18 protein-coding genes and 1 pseudogene are annotated in these 18,718 nt (G+C 69.7%); 9 read left to right on the top strand and 10 right to left on the bottom strand.

Features of this window, described 5'->3' with window-relative positions:
• Window positions 1–22 precede the first annotated feature (22 nt).
• The 4 genes from Q4V64_RS01500 to Q4V64_RS01485 all read left to right on the top strand — a co-directional run bounded on the left by Q4V64_RS01500 (window position 23) and on the right by Q4V64_RS01485 (window position 4,780).
• Window positions 23–1,459 carry an FAD-binding protein gene (locus Q4V64_RS01500; RefSeq protein WP_124445378.1) on the top strand — a complete coding sequence of 479 codons (1,437 nt, stop codon included), beginning with the start codon at window positions 23–25 and terminating at the stop codon, window positions 1,457–1,459.
• Window positions 1,456–2,367: an SDR family oxidoreductase gene (locus Q4V64_RS01495; protein WP_124445379.1), complete on the top strand. Its 912-nt coding sequence runs from the start codon at window positions 1,456–1,458 to the stop codon at window positions 2,365–2,367. The genes Q4V64_RS01500 and Q4V64_RS01495 overlap by 4 nt, the downstream gene beginning before the upstream one ends.
• A gap of 189 nt (window positions 2,368–2,556) precedes the next feature.
• Entirely contained in the window at window positions 2,557–3,189 is a 633-nt protein-coding gene (locus Q4V64_RS01490) for a rhomboid family intramembrane serine protease (RefSeq protein ID WP_124445380.1), read from the top strand.
• A 409-nt stretch (window positions 3,190–3,598) separates the two neighbouring features.
• The gene (locus Q4V64_RS01485) at window positions 3,599–4,780 is read left to right on the top strand and encodes a hypothetical protein (RefSeq protein WP_124445381.1); all 1,182 of its coding nucleotides are present in this window, start codon (window positions 3,599–3,601) and stop codon (window positions 4,778–4,780) included.
• A 217-nt stretch (window positions 4,781–4,997) separates the two neighbouring features.
• Here the strand turns inward: Q4V64_RS01485 and Q4V64_RS54685 are convergent.
• The 5 genes and pseudogenes from Q4V64_RS54685 to Q4V64_RS01465 form a co-directional block, all read right to left on the bottom strand.
• Window positions 4,998–5,084: pseudogene (locus Q4V64_RS54685) on the bottom strand (AraC family transcriptional regulator); the annotation flags it as partial.
• 216 nt (window positions 5,085–5,300) lie between these two features.
• Window positions 5,301–6,497, bottom strand: a complete 1,197-nt coding sequence (locus tag Q4V64_RS01480; RefSeq protein ID WP_124445382.1) for a cytochrome P450 — start codon at window positions 6,495–6,497, stop codon at window positions 5,301–5,303.
• 262 nt (window positions 6,498–6,759) lie between these two features.
• Window positions 6,760–7,137, bottom strand: coding sequence for a DUF4406 domain-containing protein (locus Q4V64_RS01475; protein ID WP_253267496.1), 378 nt, complete (start codon window positions 7,135–7,137; stop codon window positions 6,760–6,762).
• 35 nt (window positions 7,138–7,172) lie between these two features.
• On the bottom strand, window positions 7,173–7,958 hold the full coding sequence (locus tag Q4V64_RS01470) for a DeoR/GlpR family DNA-binding transcription regulator (RefSeq protein WP_124445383.1): 786 nt from the start codon (window positions 7,956–7,958) through the stop codon (window positions 7,173–7,175).
• A gap of 175 nt (window positions 7,959–8,133) precedes the next feature.
• Window positions 8,134–8,826 (bottom strand): helix-turn-helix domain-containing protein, encoded by a 693-nt coding sequence (locus tag Q4V64_RS01465; RefSeq protein ID WP_124445384.1) that lies wholly within the window; start codon window positions 8,824–8,826, stop codon window positions 8,134–8,136.
• A gap of 118 nt (window positions 8,827–8,944) precedes the next feature.
• On the opposite strand from Q4V64_RS01465, the gene Q4V64_RS01460 reads away from it, so the two are divergent.
• The 3 genes from Q4V64_RS01460 to Q4V64_RS01450 all read left to right on the top strand — a co-directional run bounded on the left by Q4V64_RS01460 (window position 8,945) and on the right by Q4V64_RS01450 (window position 12,924).
• Complete coding sequence (locus Q4V64_RS01460) at window positions 8,945–9,310, top strand: DsrE family protein (protein ID WP_124445385.1); 366 nt, start codon at window positions 8,945–8,947, stop codon at window positions 9,308–9,310.
• Window positions 9,311–10,101: 791 nt separating this feature from the next.
• Complete coding sequence (locus Q4V64_RS01455) at window positions 10,102–11,487, top strand: FAD-binding oxidoreductase (protein WP_124445388.1); 1,386 nt, start codon at window positions 10,102–10,104, stop codon at window positions 11,485–11,487.
• 108 nt (window positions 11,488–11,595) lie between these two features.
• Window positions 11,596–12,924 (top strand): MFS transporter, encoded by a 1,329-nt coding sequence (locus Q4V64_RS01450; protein ID WP_172629589.1) that lies wholly within the window; start codon window positions 11,596–11,598, stop codon window positions 12,922–12,924.
• Between the two features lie 182 nt (window positions 12,925–13,106).
• Here the strand turns inward: Q4V64_RS01450 and Q4V64_RS01445 are convergent, their stop codons facing one another.
• The gene (locus Q4V64_RS01445; protein ID WP_216377733.1) at window positions 13,107–13,340 is read right to left on the bottom strand and encodes a hypothetical protein; all 234 of its coding nucleotides are present in this window, start codon (window positions 13,338–13,340) and stop codon (window positions 13,107–13,109) included.
• Window positions 13,341–13,641: 301 nt separating this feature from the next.
• Window positions 13,642–14,970, bottom strand: a complete 1,329-nt coding sequence (locus Q4V64_RS01440; RefSeq protein ID WP_124445390.1) for an MFS transporter — start codon at window positions 14,968–14,970, stop codon at window positions 13,642–13,644.
• A gap of 405 nt (window positions 14,971–15,375) precedes the next feature.
• On the opposite strand from Q4V64_RS01440, the gene Q4V64_RS01435 reads away from it, so the two are divergent.
• Window positions 15,376–15,726, top strand: a complete 351-nt coding sequence (locus Q4V64_RS01435; protein ID WP_124445436.1) for a DUF6191 domain-containing protein — start codon at window positions 15,376–15,378, stop codon at window positions 15,724–15,726.
• A gap of 36 nt (window positions 15,727–15,762) precedes the next feature.
• Here Q4V64_RS01435 and Q4V64_RS01430 read toward each other — a convergent pair whose 3' ends face one another.
• Window positions 15,763–16,479 carry an SDR family oxidoreductase gene (locus Q4V64_RS01430; protein WP_124445391.1) on the bottom strand — a complete coding sequence of 239 codons (717 nt, stop codon included), beginning with the start codon at window positions 16,477–16,479 and terminating at the stop codon, window positions 15,763–15,765.
• Between the two features lie 71 nt (window positions 16,480–16,550).
• On the opposite strand from Q4V64_RS01430, the gene Q4V64_RS01425 reads away from it, so the two are divergent.
• Window positions 16,551–17,372, top strand: coding sequence for a helix-turn-helix transcriptional regulator (locus Q4V64_RS01425; RefSeq protein WP_124445392.1), 822 nt, complete (start codon window positions 16,551–16,553; stop codon window positions 17,370–17,372).
• Window positions 17,373–17,482: 110 nt separating this feature from the next.
• Here Q4V64_RS01425 and Q4V64_RS01420 read toward each other — a convergent pair whose 3' ends face one another.
• On the bottom strand, window positions 17,483–18,340 hold the full coding sequence (locus Q4V64_RS01420) for an acyl-CoA thioester hydrolase/BAAT C-terminal domain-containing protein (RefSeq protein ID WP_124445393.1): 858 nt from the start codon (window positions 18,338–18,340) through the stop codon (window positions 17,483–17,485).
• 29 nt (window positions 18,341–18,369) lie between these two features.
• Window positions 18,370–18,717, bottom strand: coding sequence for a hypothetical protein (locus Q4V64_RS01415; protein WP_216377734.1), 348 nt, complete (start codon window positions 18,715–18,717; stop codon window positions 18,370–18,372).
• Window position 18,718 lies beyond the last annotated feature (1 nt).

Below are 18,718 nucleotides of genomic sequence, written 5' to 3'. Positions count from 1 at the left end.
ACATCCGGAAAGGAGGTACGCCATGAAAGAGCGAACCGCATACCAACAACTGCGGATCACCTTCCGCGGTGCGCTGCTCCGGCCCGGCGAGGAGGGCTACGACCAGGCACGGCGCGTATGGAACGGCGCGATCGACCGACGGCCGGCGCTGATCGCCCGGTGCGCCGGCGCGGACGACGTGGTCACCGCCGTCCGGTACGCCCGCGAGAACGGGCTTGTCATCTCTGTGAGGGGCGGCGGCCACGCCGTCGCCGGGCATGCCGTCTGCGACGACGGCATCGTGATCGATCTGTCGCTCATGAAGGCGATCACCGTCGATCCGGCAGCGCGCACGGCCCGGGCGGCCGGCGGCGTCCTGTGGTCGGAACTCGACCGCGCCGGCCAGGCTCATGGTCTGGCCACCACCGGCGGCATCGTCAGCCACACCGGCATCGGCGGCCTGACCCTCGGTGGCGGCCTCGGCCATCTCATGCGCAGGCACGGCCTGACCGTCGACAACCTTCACGCAGTCGATCTGGTCACCGCCGACGGCGAGCGCCTGCATGTCGACGACGACAGCGACGCGGAGCTGATGTGGGGACTGCGGGGCGGCGGCGGGAACTTCGGGATCGCGACAGCCCTGGAATACCGCCTGCACCCCGTTGGCCCACTGGTCCTCGGTGGCCCGGTCATCTGGCCCATCGACCAGGCCGGGGACGTCCTGCGCCACATCCGTGACGTCGCCCCCGGGGCCCCCGACGAACTGGGCATCACGATCGGCTCCCGACTCGCACCGCCGATGCCCTTCCTGCCTCCCGAGGCGTACGGCACCCCCGTGATGATGCTGCTGTTGGTGTGGTGCGGGGAGATCGCCGCGGGCCTGCGCGCCGTGGAACCGGTGCGCAGGCTCGGCACCCCGCTGGCCGACGTCGTACGCCCGGTGCCGTACCTGGCCATCCAGTCGATGCTCGACGGCGGCGCCCCGCACGGCATGCACTACTACTGGAAGTCACACCGCCTGCCCGCCCTGTCCGACGACGTGATCGACGTCATCGTCTCCGGCGTCGCCGACATCACCTCCCCGTTCTCCCAGATGTCGGGCTGGTGCATGGGCGGCGAGGCCGGCCGCGTGGCCCCGGACGCGACCGCGGTCGGTGCGCGCGGGACGGGCTTCGAGCTGAACGTCGTCGCGGCCTGGCCGCCACCCGCGGGCCCCGCGGACCGGCACCGGGCCTGGGTACGCGAGCAGTGGGAGAAGCTACGCCCGCACAGCGAGGGCGTGTACGCCAATTTCCTCTCCGACGAGACTCCGGCCGAGACCCGCGCCGCCTACGGCCCACGGCTGGCCCGGCTGACCGCGCTCAAGGACCGACACGACCCGGAAAACGCGTTCCGGCTGAACGACAACATCCCGCCGAGTGGCCGACCGTCAAGTCCGAGCGGAGGACCGTCAAGGCCGTCGGCGAAGGAGCAACGATGAACGCGGCGATGAACGCGCCGATGAAGACAGTGCTGGTGACAGGCGCGACCGGCAACGTCGGCCGTACGGTCGTGGCCGCGCTCCGCGCCCGGCGAACGCCGGTACGGGCATTGGTTCGCGACGAGGCCAAGGCACGGCGACTCCTCGGCGCCGACGTCGATCTTGCCCACGGAGACTTCGCCGACCCGGTGTCACTGCGGTGCGCCCTGCGGGGCGTCGACGCGGTGTTCCTCACCTCCGCGGACGGCCCGGACAAGGTCGCCCACGAGAACGCGGTCATCGACGCGGCATCGACCGCCTGGATCAAGCGCATCGTCAAACTGTCCTCCCCGCACGTGGAGATCGGCTCGGAGCCGGCCTTCTGGGACTGGCACGCCCGCATCGAACAACACCTGCACACCTCGGGCGTGCCCAGTGTGCGCCTGCGCTCCAACTACCTCATGTCGAACCTGCTGGCCGCGGCCGACGCGGTCGCCGGGACGGGACAACTGTTCGCCCCGGCGGGCGACGCACGGATCGCGATGATCGATCCGGCGGACATCGGCGCGACGGCCGCGGTCCTGCTGACCGAGGACGGCCACGACGGCCGGACGTACGAGCTGACCGGCCCGGCGGCGCTGAGCTACCACGACATCGCGGCCGAACTGTCGGCGGTCACGGGCCGAAAAATCAGCTACGTCGACATACCCGATGACACCGCCCGAGCGGTCCTGGCCGCCTCCGGAGCACCGGACTGGCTGGTGACGAACCTCGTGACCATGTTCGGCAAGCTCCGCAACGGCGCAGGTGCGCACATCACCGACACGGTCCGCGAGCTGACGGGATGTCAACCACGACCCCTCGGCCAGTGGCTCCACAACCACGCACAGGCCTTCACTACGAGTCGGCCACATCCGGCCAAGGCATAGTCCGCCGCAGCACTGATCGGGAACGGTGCTGCGCGGGCGGACGAGACCCGGCTCGACGAGCCGCTCATCGCCACGATCAGGGACGCGATGCTCTGCGACGGCCGCACCGAGGAGATGACAGCGCAGGGCGGGAACCGGGATGAACCACTCCGACGTTGAGCAGTAGGCGAAGGAAGTCAGGGGGTTCCCATGGCGTACGAATCGCATTACGGTCCTGGATCTCGGTACGGACCGCACGGCGTGGCCCGCCCCACACCAGCCCCGCGTCGCGAGCGGGCCAAGGACGCGGTCGTCGTGATCGCGGGCTGGGTTGCCCTGCTGTGGGCGCTCGAGGTCATCGACGCCATAAGCGGGCACTCCCTTGACACCTTCGGCATCACCCCGCGCGAGGCCGGTGAGCTGCGTGACATCGTGCCCGCCGCCTTCATGCACTTCGGCTTCGACCATCTCGCAGCGAACAGCGTGCCGTTGCTGGTCCTGGGCTTCCTCGCCGCGCTGTCCGGCATCCGCCGCTTCCTCGCCGTCGTCGCCGTGATCATCGTCGCCAGCGGCCTTGGCGTCTGGCTCACGGCACCCGAACACTCCGCGACCGCGGGCGCGTCCGGCGTCGTCTTCGGCCTCTTCGGTTACCTGCTGATCCGCGGCTTTGTCGACCGCCGTGCCGGTGACGTACTCGTGGGTCTTCTCGTCGGCGCGGTCTACGGCTCGATCCTGTGGGGCGTACTGCCCACGACGGCCGGAGTCAGCTGGCAGGGGCATCTCTTCGGCCTGATAGGCGGAGTGGCCGCGGCCTTCGCGTTCCGTCGGCCTCGCGGCGTTTGAGTGAGATCAGTGCGGCGGGAGCCTCGGCCCCGCCCCACTGCCGGACAGACTCGAGCACGCATACGCGGACAGCATGAACGCCACGCCCGTCCTGCGGTGCTCCGGTGCGACGGATCGGAACGTCCTGATGGCGGTGTCTGAATCGACCACGAAAATAAGGAGCCGCACGATCAGCTCGTACACCACTTCCCGGGACGCAGCCGGCGCCAAGCCGCACGCCTGGGCGTCCTGTGGGCACTGACCGTGTCAGCCCACCGGCTGATGCAACATTTCCGGTCCTTCGCGGCATCAGAGGAGTGGACCACCGCCTGGGGATGGGTGGCCGCGCGGGAGCGGAATGCCACGTCGAGGGGGATGCCCGCCGACATGGGCAGCGGGTGGTCCGTCCGGAACGATCCAGGAGACGTGCATGGTGAGCAAGCCAGGACCGGTGGGCCGTGTGGTGTGCGCAGGGCTCGTCGTCGGGGCGCTGTCGGTCGGCTGGCCGACGGCGCAGGCACAGACGGACGGGCCCGGGGCCCGGTCGGCGGAGACCGCCGGGGTGGGGTGGCGGATCGACACCCCCGACGTCGGCGACGCGCCGATCGCCGTGCCAGGTGCTGTGAGCACGGCCGGTGCGACGAGCGTATTTGTCGGTGCCTCCAGGCCGCCGGTGGGCAAGGGATGGAAGCCGCTGGCCGCCCACCGGGAGAACGGCGGATGGGTGATGGACACCGTACCGGTGCCTGGCGACTCGCCAGTCGCGCGGCTGCACGCCGTCCAGGTCACCGGCGCGCGCCAGGCCTGGGCGGCCGGGGAGTTCTCCCGGGACGGGTACAGCCGGCCGTGGATCACTCGCTGGGACGGCACCACCTGGGCCACCGTTGACTCCTCGTCACTGCCGAGCGGGATCCTGTACGGCATCGCCGGGACGCCTGACGATCTGTGGGCCGTCGGGACCGCGGACGACGGCGCGCTGGTGGCCCACTGGGACGGCACCGCCTGGACCCGAGTCACGCTCCCCGCGAACCCCGATGGCACGCCGTGGGACATCGGCTGGTACAGCTCGGTCAGCGCGCTCGCTCCGGACGATGTATGGGTGGTCGGGCCGGAGAATACCTCCGCCCATTGGGACGGCACTGCATGGACCCGGGTCGCGGTGCCGCGCGCGAAGGACGGCACGAGCATCTGGCTGGAGAAGGTGCGAGCCTCGCGCGAGTACGGGACCTGGGCGGTCGGCTACGTCACCGGCAAGCCCCGGCAGCCGGTCGCGTTGCGCTGGAGCGGCCGGGCGTGGGAACGGGCGACCCTCCCGGCGGGCCCCGGCGGGCAGCTCGACGACCTCGCCTTCACCGCTGCCGGCCCGATCGCCGTCGGATCCGAGATCGACCCGACCACGCCGATCGGCGACGCCGGGTACGCGGTGCGCCTGCCCACGCGCCCCGGCCACTCCGCAGCACCGGCGACCCTGCCGCCGGGCGTGGAACACCTGTGGAGCGCCACGCCCGGCGAGTTCGGCATCGGGCTACGCGTGGTCGGCACCGCCCAGACCACCGAACTCTCCCGGTCCGTGCCGTTCACCGCCTGGACCCCCTGGATCCCCTTCTCCTGACACCGGGACGGCCTCGCCGGGCCTCCCTTCCGCTGCTCTCGCACATCGAGGTCCGGTCACTGGAGGACCAGGTCACGCCGGCCTCGCGGGCGCGACGGCGGGTGCGGGCCGCCCTCACGCCCCGCAGCAGACCATCGACCTCGACGAGCACCTCAAGGCGGTCCCGGCGTTCACCAGCGCCGCTGGCGACCGGCGACCTGGAGGAATTGCTGGTCAGAGGGGCCGTTCCGGTCTCCTGCTGGAAGCGGCGGGCGAAGGTGCGCGGGGACAGGCGGGCGTGGCGGGCCATCGCCCCGACGGTCAGGTTGTGCGACCAGAACGACCCCCACGTCCTGCTTGGCGTGCGGAGGCGCGCATCGGGGGACGAGCGTCGGCAGTTCCTGGTCGGCCTCCTTCTCGACCGGACGACCGTCCTTCTCGACCGGACGACCGTCCTTCAGCACAAAGATCACGTCGGCGTGTGTGCCGGAAGGCGGCGGCAGTACCCATGGGCCGGGGAAAGATCGAGCCCGTCGTCGGCCTACCGGGCGAACCGTACGGGCAGGCTCCGCGGACCGCGGATCATCATTCCCGGGCGCCAGGTGATTGCTGCCGGGTGGATGTTCAGGGCCAGGTCGGGACAGCGTTCCAACAGCGTGCTGATGGCGATGCGCGCCTCGATGCGGGCCAGCGGCGCCCCCAGACAGTGGTGGATGCCGTGGCCGAAGGCCACATGGCCGCGGGCGTCACGGGAGATGTCGAAGCGGCCGGGCGAGGGGAAACGCACGGGATCGCGGTTGGCGTCGGCCAGGGCGACGAGGACGAGTTCGCCGCCTGCGGGGATGACCGTGTCGCCGATCGTCACCGGCTCGGTGGTGAAGCGGTACGTAGGGGTCTCCACGGGGCCCTCGTAGCGCAGCATCTCTTCGACTGCGGTGTCGATGAGGGAGAGGTCCGCGCGCAGGGCGGCCAGTTGCTCGGGATGGGTGAGCAGGGCCAGGACGCCGTTGGAGATGAGGTTCACGGTGGTCTCGTGGCCGGCGACGAGCAGGAGCCAGGCCATGCCGAGGAGCTCCTCGTGGGACAGCCTGTCGCCGTCGTTGTCGGAGCCGTGGATCAGCGCGCTCATGAGGTCGTCACCGGGCCGCTGCCGCTTGCCCTCCACCAACTCCGCCATGTACCGCGCCATCGAGGCCGCCGCGGCCTTGCGGACTTCGGGGTCGGTGGCGCCGAGCGCGTCGTTCGACCACGTCCGGAAGGACTCGCGCTCCAGGTCCGGTACGCCGAGGAGTTCGCAGATCACGGAGATGGGCAGCGGGAACGACAGCGCCTCGACGAGGTCGGCGCGCCCGTCGGGGGCGGCGAGCATCCGGTCCAGGAGCGAGTCGGTGGTCTTCTGGATGCGCGGTGCGAGTTCCTCCACCCGGCGTGCCGTGAACTCGCGGGCGACCAGTTTGCGCAGCCGCGTGTGGTCCGGCGGGTCGGCCCTGAGCATATGGGGGCCTGAGGAGATGGCACCCAGCGGCAGGTCGGGGGATGCCTTGCTCCAGTCCTTCGAGAGCCTGGGGTCCGCGAGGGCGGTACGCCCGGCCTCGTATCCGACGACGAGCCAGGCCAAAGCGCCCCCTTCCGGCATCCGGATGCGGTGCACCGGGCCCTGGGCCCGTAAGCGGGCGTACACAGGGTAGGGATCGCGGGTGAAGGACTCACCGAGCGCGGCCAGGTCGACGATGCTCATGGTGCTACCACCTCACTGGTAGGAACGGATCTCCGGCTGGGACGGCGCGGAGCCGGTCGGTCCAGGCGGTGGGCCGACTCGGTGTCCGCTGTCCGTACGTTCACAGATGCGTGGATGCCGAACGCGGAGTTGTCGTAGAGCTGTACGGCCACGCGCACCCCGCGGTCTCGCGCTGCTCGCGGCTCCAGTGGCCGTCGCTGTGCTGCTGGTCGAAGGTGGTCCTGCGCACGTCCGCGCCGGTCCGGGGTGTCGATGGCCGCGGTCATCGGGCGGCCGGGATGTCGTCGAGGTCGGTGTAGACGGCCTTGCCCCAGGCGCGCGCCCGGGCGACCATCCGGTCGGCGCCCTCGGAGGGGCCGCCGATCCGCAGCACTCCGTCGCAGCGGGACAGCAGTTGTTCGGCGACGGGGTGGAATATCTCCTCGTACGCCGCGTCGCCGGGGCGGGTGCTTCCGGCGGTCTCCAGAAGCGGCAGGGCGAGGGCCTCACCGGTGACGCCCAGGTGGCCGGCGCGGAACAGCGTGAGGGCGGTCTCGTTCATCGCTCTCACGTTCGCCTCGAGCTTGTGCGGGTCGTCACCGGTGCCGGACCGGTACGGGCCGGCGACCAGAATCATCAGCGAGCGCGCGGCAGTCTTCACAGAGCTACTCCTTGATGTGGTGTATATGGCGGGCGTCAGACCAGCCGGGTCTCAACACCGGATTCCCGCAGGGCTTGAAGGGTCTGCGGGCCGCCGGGATGGGTCTGCGGATCTTCGGCGGCAGCATCGGTGACGAAGCAGTCCACGGCACCCAGCGGAGCGACCTGACTGAACGCGCGGACGCCGAGCTTGGTGGCGTCCGCGACCGTGATCGTGCGAGCTGACTGGGCGAGCCCGACCTGTTTGACGGCCGCGTCGTCCAGGGAGAACTCCGACCAGCCGTGCTCGGCATGCACGCCGCCGATGGACATCACGAAACAGTCGAAGCTCAACGACTCCAGCGTCCGCAGGGCCAACGGCCCCACCAGCGAGCGCTCACCCGGACGCGACCGGCCTCCCACGACGAGGAGTTCGATTCCCGGGCGGTCCGCCAGAAGCGGCGCCGCCTGCAGGCTCAGCACGGCAACCGTCAGCGGGGCCCGCTCTGCCAGGTGCTCCGCGACGTGCACCGTGGTGGTCCCCGCGTCCAGCAGCACGCGTGAGCCGGGTTCCACCAGCGCGGCCACGGCTGCGCCCAGTCGGTCCTTCGTGGCTGCCTGCCAGGCTTCTCGAGCGGCGAACCCCCCGTCCTCCTCGCGGGGGCGGTTGGCGACCGCACCGCCGTGCACCCGACGTACCAGGCCCTGCCGCTCCAGCGCGTCCAGGTCCCTGCGCACGGTCATCTCCGAGACCCCGAGGCGTTGGGAGAGCTCCGACACCGAAACCTTGCCGGAGCCCTGCACCAACCGCAGGGTCAGGTCCAAACGATTGGCGACACCCATACCGCTTTTCTAACACACCAACGTTCGTTTGAACACTAAGTTGTGAGAGTTGAGTAGGCTGCGTGCACTGGCCGCGCCAGCAGGTGGCAGGTCGAACGGGCCTGCGCGGCCCGGACGGAACCGGGCGAAGCCGGCCCGCGTCCGTGGAGCCGTCGAGCCGTTTCTGGCCGTGCCGTCACCGGGGCAACGACACCGCCGCCCGCTCGACGGCGGCGAACGGGCTGACGTGGAGCCACTGCGGCAGTGCACGGCAGGCGGTGTGATCGCCGGTCATGCGCAGCGCTTCGTCGCGCAGTGCCGCCGACCAGCTCATGTCGCCCATCCAGATGCGGGTGAGGGTCGGCACGTCGGTTTCCAGCCACACACTGATCGGGAAGCCCGGGTCGGTGTCGCACACGTCTGCACCGGCGGACCGGGACAGGACCAGCCACCAGCGCTCCTGACCGGTGGGCGCGCCCCGGAAATGGAGCTGCACGGTGGCCGCGCGCTCGGGCATGCGTGCCGATCGGGAATCCCGGCTGATGTCGAGCATCAGCAGTACGGGGTCGAACTCGTCCGGGCGCAGGTCCTGCATCCAGCGCGCGCCCCACGCGCCCATCTGTTCCAGTAGCGGCCGCAGCTCCTCCCCGGCCGGGGTGAGGCGGTAGCGGGGCTCACCATCGACCAGGTCGCGCTGCACGAGACCGGCCCGCTGCAGCTCGCGCAGCCGCGCCGCCAGCAGCGACGGCGACACCCGGGGCAGGCCGCGATGGATGGCGTTGAACCGGTCCTCGCCCCACAGCAGTTCACGGATGATCAGCAGCGTCCACCGTTCGGCGAGGACCTCTGCGGCCCGGGCGACCGGGCAGTACTGGCCGTAGCGCTTCATGGGTCCCGTCCTCTTCGCGCGGTTCGGACCTCGCCGCTACAAAAAACATACTAGGCCGCCGGTGGCGCGTGCCCCAGTCTCAGGAACGGAAACAGAACACGCCACAAGGAGGAGCTACATGCCTGGTAAAGCGGTCATCAGCCTGACTACCGGCCTGGAGGACCCCGAGCGGGTCACCGTGGCGTTCCTGGTTGCCGTCGGCGCGGCCGAACTGGGACGTCCCACGCTCATGTTCCTCACCAAGGAGGCCACCCGGCTGACCCTGGACGGCGTGGCGACCGGTGTCGCATGCGACGGCTGCCCTGCGCTGGCAGACCTCGTGGGCCGGTACGCCAAGGCGGGTGGGCGCTATCTGGTCTGTCCCATCTGCTTCGACGCCCGCAAGCTCGACAAGCAGGACCTGATCGTAGGGGCGGAACTGGGCGGAACCGTTCCCATGTGGCAGTGGATCGGTGACGAGGGCGCGACCACCTTCAGCTACTAGTGCCGCGGCAGGCAACGTTTGCCCCGTCGCGACGCCCGGCACGCACTCTCGCCGCACCGGGCACAGACCCAAGTACATCCAGTACGAGGGCCTGCGCCCGGCACGCCGAGAGCACGCACCGGACGCCGCTCCTTGACGGGCAAACGTTGCCTGCCGCGGCACTAGTGCTGGGTTCCGCGTTGGGCTTGGGTGAGTCCCTGGGGGCGGGGCGATGAGAGCGAACGGGCGGTTTTCGCCGGCTGCCGCGGGCGCGGAAGGCGACGCGGGATGTGGTGACAGCGCGGGAAGTGGTGGTGCGGGTCGGCCGGATGATCGAGCCGAGCTGGTCAGTCGGGGCTGCGGGTGCCGACGTTCGCCGGGGAACTGGACTGCAGCCGGAAAACGGTCCGCTGCCGGCTGCACCGCTTCAACCGCTCGGGCGTGCGACTGCGGTGGGAACTCGTCGGGGGAGCTGTGGCCTTCGATGAACCCGGGCCTCGGCAAGCAGGATCGCACCATGCGTCCTCGCCTTCCGTGCCGTCACGTGTACGTAGAGTCCCCCGTGGCAGGACGCAGGGTGAAGACGCGGGACTCCCGACGAGCAGCTGTCCGCAAGAATTGCATGACTCGGTAGTCGGCGGGACGCTGGACAGGTCAGCCTTGCGGTATCCGATGACACGATCCCCGCGACACTCGTGCACCGTACGTGGTGAACAACCCGGCGAGAGATCAAGCGGCGGTTGATCGACGTGACAGCCGTAGAAGGCCGAGCCAGGGGGCATGACATCGGCACCTCCCCCGAGGAGATCACCATGGACAGTGCGACCTTGGACGCGATGCAGACCTCTCTGCGGGGGCCGGTCATAGGCCCGCAGAATCCCGAATATCTCCAGGCTCGCAGCATCTACAACGCAATGATCGACAAGCGTCCCGCCGCCATCGTGCGGTGCGCGGACGCCGCGGATGTCATGGATGCGGTCAACTTCATCCGCGACACCGGCCTGGAACTCGCCGTCCGGGGTGGCGGGCACAGCGGTCCCGGCCTGTGTCTCGTGGACGACGGCGTCACCGTCGACCTGTCGCCGATGCGTTGGGTACGGGTCGACCCTGCTGCGCGGACCGCCCAGGTGGGCGGCGGCAGCCAACTCCGGGATCTCGACCACGCCACCCACGGCTTCGGGCTCGCGACTCCCACCGGCATCGTGTCGATGACGGGTGTCGGGGGCCTGACCCTCGGCGGTGGCCATGGATACCTGACCCGCAAGTACGGCCTGACGGTGGACAACCTGCTGGCCGCGGACGTCGTGCTGGCCGACGGCAGCTTCGTCACCGCGAGCGAAACCGAGCACCCGGACCTGTTCTGGGCCCTGCGCGGTGGCGGCGGCAACTTCGGCATCGTCACGTCGTTCACCTACCGGCTGCACCAGGTGGACACCGTCGGCGTGGGAATCACCGTGTGGCCGGTCGACCACACCCGCGAAGTGCTCACGTGGTACCGCGACTTCCTCCCGCAGGCCCCCGACGACATCTATGGCTTCTTCACGCTCTTCACCATCCCGCCAGGCCCGCCCTTCCCCGAAGAGCTCCATGGTCGGAAGGTGTGCGGCATCGTGTGGTGTCACACCGGTGACCCGGACCGCACCGAGGACGCCCTCGCGGTGGTGAACGAGCCCGCGCCGCCCGCCTTCCACTTCACGGCACCGATGCCCTATCCCGCGTTGCAAAGCCTGTTCGACGAGCTGATCCCCACCGGATACCAGTGGTACTGGCGCGGCGACTTCTTCGACCGTATTCCGGACGCCGCCGTGGACGTGCACCTCAAGTACGGCGAGAACCTCCCTACGCCGCTGTCGCTGATGCACCTCTACCCAGTCGACGCGGCCGCCCACCGGGTCGCCCCGGAAGACACCGCGTGGAGCTACCGGGACGCCGTCTGGTCCGGCGTCTTCGCCGGCGTCGACCCCGACCCGGCCAACGCCGAGACGGTCAAGCAATGGTGCGTCAACTATTGGGAGGAAATGCACCCGTACTCGATGGGCGGCTCGTACGTGAACTTCATGGGACAGGGTGAGGACCAAGAGCGGGTCCGGGCCACCTACCGCGACCACTACGACCGGCTCGCACAGGTCAAGCGGACATACGACCCGGACAACCTCTTCCACGCCAACCAGAACATCAGGCCGGCCCAGGAGCACTGACTGCCCGGCAACCCGAACAGCACATCCGCAGGAACACCTGGCCGCTCGTCTTCTCGGAGTGGCTGGTTCAGGGCGTGCGTCGACCTGGCTGCCGTAGGGTGCCTGGCCGTGACAGTCTCCTCGGGTGGGTCGCCGTTGTGGCGCGATCGGCAGTTCGTCCTGCTTGTATGCGCACGGGTCATTTCCGTGTTGGGTAACGGCTTCGCGCGGGTGGCACTGGGGTTCGCGGTGCTCGCTCTGCCGGGAGCGAGTGCGGGTCGACTGTCGCTGGTGCTGGCTTGTCAGGCGGTGCCGCAGTTGGTGTTCATCCTGGTGGGCGGGGTGATCGCAGATCGTATGTCGCGGGCGAAGCTGATGGTCCTGGCCGATGTGCTGGGGGCTGGAGCGTATGCGGGGCTGGCCGCGATGGTGTTGACCGGTCACGCGCCGCTGGTGGCGATGTGCCTGTTGGCGGTGGTGGCCGGAACGGCCACGGCTCTGTTCTCACCGGCGATGGACGGCCTCGTGCCGTTGGTCGTGCCCGCAGGCCGCTTGCAGCAGGCCAACGGGCTGCTGCGGGTGGGCACCAACGGTTCTCTGCTGCTGGGCCTGGCGCTGTCCGGGGTGACCGTGGCGCTGGTGGGCGCCGGGTGGGCGCTTGCACTCAACGCGGCATCCTTCGTCGTCAGCGCGGTGCTGACGGCCCGGCTGCGGGTGTCCGTGCGGCCGCGCAACAGATCGTCGGGTTGGGCTGATCTTCGGGAGGGGTGGCAGGAGTTTGCATCCCGGCAGTGGCTGTGGGTCGTGGTCGCGCAGTACACGGTCGTGGTCGCCGCGAACAACGCCAACGTCGGAGTGCTCGGCCCTCTGACGGCCGAGCAGAACTTCGGCGGAGCACGGGCGTGGTCGGTCATCGTGGGCGCGCAGGCTGTGGGCACCATCGCGGGAGCGGGACTTGCCGCCCGCGTGCGGGTGAATCGCCCCATTCTCGTGGCTGTGCTCTGTACGTTTCCAGCCGCCCTGCCGATCGCCCTGCTCAGCGCCGAAGCCCCGGTATGGGTGATCGCCGTGGCCATGTTCGGCGCCGGTATCGCGGTGGACGTCTTCGGCGTGTTGTGGGCGACCACGATCCAGAGGCAGGTCCCGGAGGAGGTTCTGTCACGCGTCAGTTCCTATGACTGGTTCGGCTCCCTGGCTTTCGCCCCGCTCGGCCTGCTCGTCGCCGGACCCGTTGCGGCTGCCGTGGGCACCAGCCAGGCGCTGGCCGGCTGCGCGGTCTTGGTCGTCCTGGCCACGGCGGCGGCCCTGCTCTCACCACAGGTACGTACTCTGCGCGCTGCTCCCGAGGCGTCTTCCGGAACAGCATCCTCACCGGAGGCTGCGGAGTGTCAAGTCGGCGAGGAGGGTGCAGGCTCAGACGTGGAACCGGTGGCCGACGTGAAGCGCCGGACTCAGTGACCATGGATGCTCGATGACCTTCTTCGGCGGTGCTTCGCCCCGCGGACTGCAACCATGTGGCTTCCACTGATTGGCCCCCCGGCGCTCCGCGACGACTCGGCCGCTGATTTGATGCGCGAACTGGATCGCTCGTATGGATACGTCGGCGAGCGAGTTGCGGTCGCGGCGCGGCGCGAGGTCGATCACCGGACCCGCGGTGGCGCGGCCGAGACCGAGGTCGATCCGGCCCGGGGCAAGGGCTTCGAGCTGGAGGAAGGTCTGGTCTCGGCGACCTTGAAGGGGCTGGAGTGGTTCAGCAGTACCGCGCCGGAGCCCACCCGGATGCGCTCCGTGGCGCGGGCTGCCAGGGCGATGAGGATCTCCGGGCCTGGGAGGCGGCGGAGCCGACGTTGTGGTGCTCGGACGGTGGCCGGCACCGGCGTGCCAGGTCCTTCGACCAGGCGCTCGTCGGGTGTGGCCGGGTCGGCGGCGTAGAGACAAGGGATCAGGTGGCCGCGGTCGGCGGGGCGGTGTAGGCGTCGGCCCGGGCGAGACCGTCGCCAACGGCGGCCGGACCGTGAAGCTTGCGCCCGGATGACTGGCACCTCACCGAAGACATCGACGACTTCCGGGAGGCCAGGTCCGCGCCATCCGTCAGGAAGAAACTCCACCAGCACGGCCGGGACTGACGGTGCTAACCGAACAAGATCAATCTCAGCGGTACTTTCGGTACCTCAACTACTCACACCCCTGAACCTCGGAGCGGCCAGCCGTCAGCGGCGCGTTCTGCGTGAGCGGAAGCGTCCGTCCAAGGCGTGCGAGCGGGGACAGAGCCATCACCACCGGGGACAGCAGCATGCCTGCGGCAGTCGCCAAGAGACTGGTGCGCGACCCCCACTCCTCGGCGAGGAATCCGCCGAGCAGGGAGCCGAGCGGGGACATCCCCATGCCGACAAACGTGATCGTCGCGGCCGCGCGGCCTTGCATCTCGTCTGGAGTGACGGTCTGTCGGACGGCCATGACCGCCACATTCACCAACTGGCCGCCGACCCCGAACACGAAGTTGACCACAAGGAGCGCGAGAACGGTCACCGCGGAGGAGCCGTGCAGCGCGGGTACACACAGAAACACGCCGTCGCCGAGTGCTGCCGCGGCGACGAGTACCGGGCCGTACCCGAACCGGTTCGGCAGGCGGGCGGCCAGCATGGCGCCCAGGAGGGCGCCCGGCCCCGTCGCCGCGAGTGCCAGCCCGACGGCGGTGCCGGACAGGTGAAGTTCCCGCGGCAGGAAGAGCAGATAGACGGTCATCACGGCCGCGAAGGAGAACTGGAAGGCGGCCGAGGCGAGGCACACGGTCCGCAGCACGGTATCGCCGACAACAAAACGTAGACCCTCGTGGATCCGCCGCCAGACACGAGGGGGACGTTCCAGGCGCCCCGGGGTCGATTCAATCCGACGGATCCGTCGGATTGACAGGAACGACAGCGCGAAGAACAGCGAGCTGGAGGCGGCAGCGATCGGCGCCGACAGCAGGGACACCAACGCCCCGCCGAGGGCGGGACCGCCGATCTGAGCCGCGGACCGGCTGCTCTCAAGCGCGCTGTTGCCCCGCACCAGCTGATCGCGTTGCACCAGCCGTACGAGAGAGGCCTGGTATGCCACGTCGAAGAACACGGAAAGAGCCCCGACGGCGAAGGCGATCACGAAAAGCGCGGGCAGGCCGAGCCAGCCGAAGAGACCGGCCACGGCGGCGGCACCCAGGGCCAGGGTCCGGCCGACGTCAGTCAGCACCATCACTGTGCGGGTCCGCCACCTGTCCACCCACGCGCCGACGAAGAGCGAGAGCATGAGGATCGGCGCCTGACCCACGGCGCGCAGGACGCCCAGCTGGTCGGCACTGGCGTTGAGCGTCAGGACGGCGAAGAGCGGAAGAACCACCAGACCCGTATGTTCTCCGAGTTGGGAGGCCGTCTGCCCCACCCAGAGTCTGCGGAAGTCACCGTCCCGCCACAGGCTCGACGGAACAGGGCGACCGGAATCGGATACAGAGGAGGAAGCGGACGGCACGGGAATCCCTTGGGTTGCCGACAACGAGGCCCGCTACCGGGCACACGACAGGTGCGCCGACGGTTCAGGCAGGGGGGAAGGCTCGCTGTGCCGCAACGTCAAGGGCAGCACGCGATGACAGGCCGATGACGGCCTACAACGTCAACGCGCGCTCGGGCGATCGACCATGTCTTCAACTCCTCGTGGGGTACTCGCTGCACCCGAACATTAGCCCTCGGTGGCTCAACGTGAAAGGCAATTAGGCGACCGCTCTCCAGGGCGACGACGAACGAGTACGGCCAGCCGGGGGTCACCGCTCGGGTGATCGTGTTCGAGGTGTTGTTCGGGGTCGACGTGACCGAGCGTTCCAAGTTGGCCCTGCCGTCTGATCTGTCGGAATCACCCCCTGGTCCGGATACTGGGGGCATGGAATTCGCCGTCTTCATGACCTTGCCCGGACTGGTCATCCTGCTGACCGTCGTGGCCTTCGCAGATCAGCTGCTTCTCCGTGCCGGGCGGGCCGGACTGCTGCCATGGCGGAACAGCGTCCGGCAGGGCCAGATATCGGCGACCGGGTTCGAGCAGCTCCGCGCGAGCTTTTCGCCCGGGAAGCAGAACGAACTCAAGGAGCGGCAGTCGGCATTGGTGATGCGGGACGACGAGGAAGACGAGGCGCCGCCGAACCGGACAACGGTGGACCTGGTGGGAGGGACCGCGGTCGTCCGGATGCCGCAGGCCGATCAGTCGTGGAGTACCGGCAGGTCATCGACAAAGTAGGGCTACGTGACGCCAGGCGTGCACTCGTTGCCGGCGTCACCACGGCACGGGCGTTCCGTCCCAGGAGAAGAAGCCGCCGGTCGGCCCGGCGTCCGGTAGGAGCGCCAGCCGTACGGCCCCCTGGGCGGCCTCCGCCGGGTCCCCGTCCGCCGAGGCCGCCCGGGGGTTGAGGTCGGTGGCCCGCAGGCCGGGAGCAAGCGCGTTGATCTTGAAGCCCTCCTCGGCCAGTGTCTGGGAGTACAGGACGGTGAGCGCGTTCAGGGCGGCCTTCGACGACCGGTACGCGCCCCCACCCCCGCTGCCGGGGGCGAACTGGGGGTTCGGGGTCGTGCTCCAGGTCAGTGATCCGGTCCCGCTGGAGACGTTGACGATCCGGGGGTGCGGGGAGCGCCGCAGGGCGGGCAGGAAGGCGTTGGTGACCGCGACGACCCCGAAGACGTTGGTCTCGTACGTGCGGCGGAAGTCGTCTGTGCCGGTTTCGGTCGGCGGGGCGAGCGAGGCAGAGAGGCCCGCGTTGTTGACCAGCACGTCGAGCCGGCCCACCTGCTCCGCCGCTACGGCGATGCTGTCGGGGTCCGTCACATCGAGGACCAGCAGACGCGCGGCGCCGCCGATCTCCTCGACGGCCCGCCGCCCGCGCCCGGCGTCGCGGGAGCTCACGTACACGCCGAACCCCTCCGCGGCGAGCAGGCGGGCGATATGCTTGCCGATGCCCTTATTGGCACCGGTTACCAGTGCTGTGCGATCGTTCATGACAGCTACGGTCCCCTGGCGGCGATCAGCCTGCCAGGGACAACCTGTACCAGGCAGCGCGAGGAGAGACCATGGCGCGGCAGGAACTGGCCCGATTTCTGCGGGAGCGCCGCATGACCCTGAGTCCGCAGGAGCTCGGCCTGCCCACGAGCACCCCGCGCCGCACCCCGGGCCTGCGCCGCGAAGAGGTGGCCGAACTGGCCCACATGTCCGTCGACTACTACGTACGCCTCGAGCAGGCCCGTGGCCCCCGTCCGTCGACCCGCATCCTGGACGCGCTGGCTCGAGCCCTCCGCCTGACGCCGGCCGAACGCAGCCATCTGTTCCGCCTGGCCGGAACGAGCACGCCGCCGCCCGCCACCGGCGCCGTACGGCGGGTACGCCCGTACGTGGCCCGGATGCTGCAGCGCCTGCCGGAGACCGGCGCGATCGTCACCGACGTGGCCTACGGCGTCGTCGCCTGGAACCCGCTGGCTCAGGCCCTGCTGGGCGGCGATCTCGGACAGGGGACGACCAACCTTGCCCGGCGCCGGTTCCTCGGCGAAGGGCAGATGTACGAGAGCTCCAGCGCCGAGGAGTTCGGGCACATCGTGGTGGCACGGCTGCGCCGGGCTGCCGACCGCTACCCGCACGACCCGCAGCTCGCCGCCCTGCTGGCCGAACTGCACGCCGGCAGCGAGGAGTTCCGCCGGCTCTGGGAGACCCGCCCGGTCCACACCCCCGGCCACCGCACCAAGAACCTCGACCACCCGACGGCGGGCAGCCTTCGGCTGAACTGCGACGTACTCCTCGTCCCCGAGGACGAGCAGGAAGTCGTCCTGATCACGGCTGACCCCGGATCCTCCTCGGCCAGAACCCTGCGCAGGCTGGCCGCGACGGTTCAGGTGTGCTGACCGGGCAGGTCGGTGGCGCGGCCGGCTGGGATGTGGCCGCCGATCCCCGTGTGCACCACGGTGCAGGAACTCGTTTCCCGCGTGCCCGAGAAATGAGCAGCCCGTCGTTGTCAGCCTCCGTTGCCGAGCGCGTCGAGGATGTGTGGCCACGCAGCCGCGCCCAGGAGTGCGTCAGCTTCGGGTGTTCCTCCGTACTGGAAGTGCGGCGAAGCCGACGCCGGGCTCTCACCCGGAAGACGTGGTCGGTGGCCGGCATCGTGATGGGCAATCAGTCGCACCCTGGCCCCGGCCGAGCGCCGGCGTTGCTCCAGCTGTTGGGCGAAGGGCAGCGACGGCCACATCGCGTCGTCGCCACCTGCGACAAGCAGCAGATCAGCCCGGGCCTTCTCCACAGGTATTTCCGCTGGGGGAACCAGATGGGTGAAGGTTTTCTCGCTGAGTTCGTACCACCCGCGGATGGCGACCGGACCGCTGGACGGTTGCGTGGCCGTCCAGGAATCGTCCATCGGCAGGAAAGGAAGCGGCTGCTCCCGCCACGTCCAGGACGATCGATACGGCTGCCGTTCGCCGTCGTGGCCTGGTCCGACGTTGCACCAGACCCGCGAGGTCGGCGACAGCGCGATGACCACGTCCACGCGCGGGTCGTGCACCGCGGCGAGCAGAGCTGCTTCCGCCCCCTTGGAGGCGCCAAGGATGCCGATGCGTCGTGCTCCGCCCGAGTGGAGAAGGTCGACAGCGCCGATGAAGGTCTCCAAGGGGATCTCGCAGATTCCGGGGGGCTGTCCCGGCCCGCCGAACCAGCGGATCGCCAAGGCCGTGATGCCCTGCTCGGCGAGAATGCGCGCTCTCTCACGTTCGATGCGCCCGCTGGAGCCCGCCAGGACCAGAACGCCGGCGTCGCTGCCGGCGTCCGGAGTAATCAGAACGCCCTCCCACGGGTTGGTCAGCTCGTGCTCTGTCAGTTTCACGTGCCCTCCCTGGCGGTCCGCCTTTGGCCTCAGCCCGCCACCACAAGCAGGGCAGATCCGTCCGAGCCGTCGACCGCCGACTCCGGCCACCTCACGAGACTATGGGCCACGACCGCTTCCGGGATCAGGAAGGGGCACTGAGCCGGGCGGGGAAGCGAGTTGAGGCCGTCGATCGCGATGTCGGTGGCCCGATGAACGGCCTTGTAGGTCTGCTCCGGCCGGTCGCCGCCCCGCTTCTGGCAGGCGGCGACGACGACCTTGATCGCCCCCACCAACGAGCCCACCGCCGCAGCGGCCTCGACGAGATCCAGCTCGGGGCAGGCGCGATGGAGCGCTTCGGTCAGCTGTAGCGCTCCGAGTCCGGGTCCCGAACACACT

It is taken from the genome of Streptomyces sp. NL15-2K (assembly GCF_030551255.1).
Taxonomy (GTDB): domain Bacteria; phylum Actinomycetota; class Actinomycetes; order Streptomycetales; family Streptomycetaceae; genus Streptomyces.
This window is presented reverse-complemented; position numbering and strand designations above follow the sequence as displayed.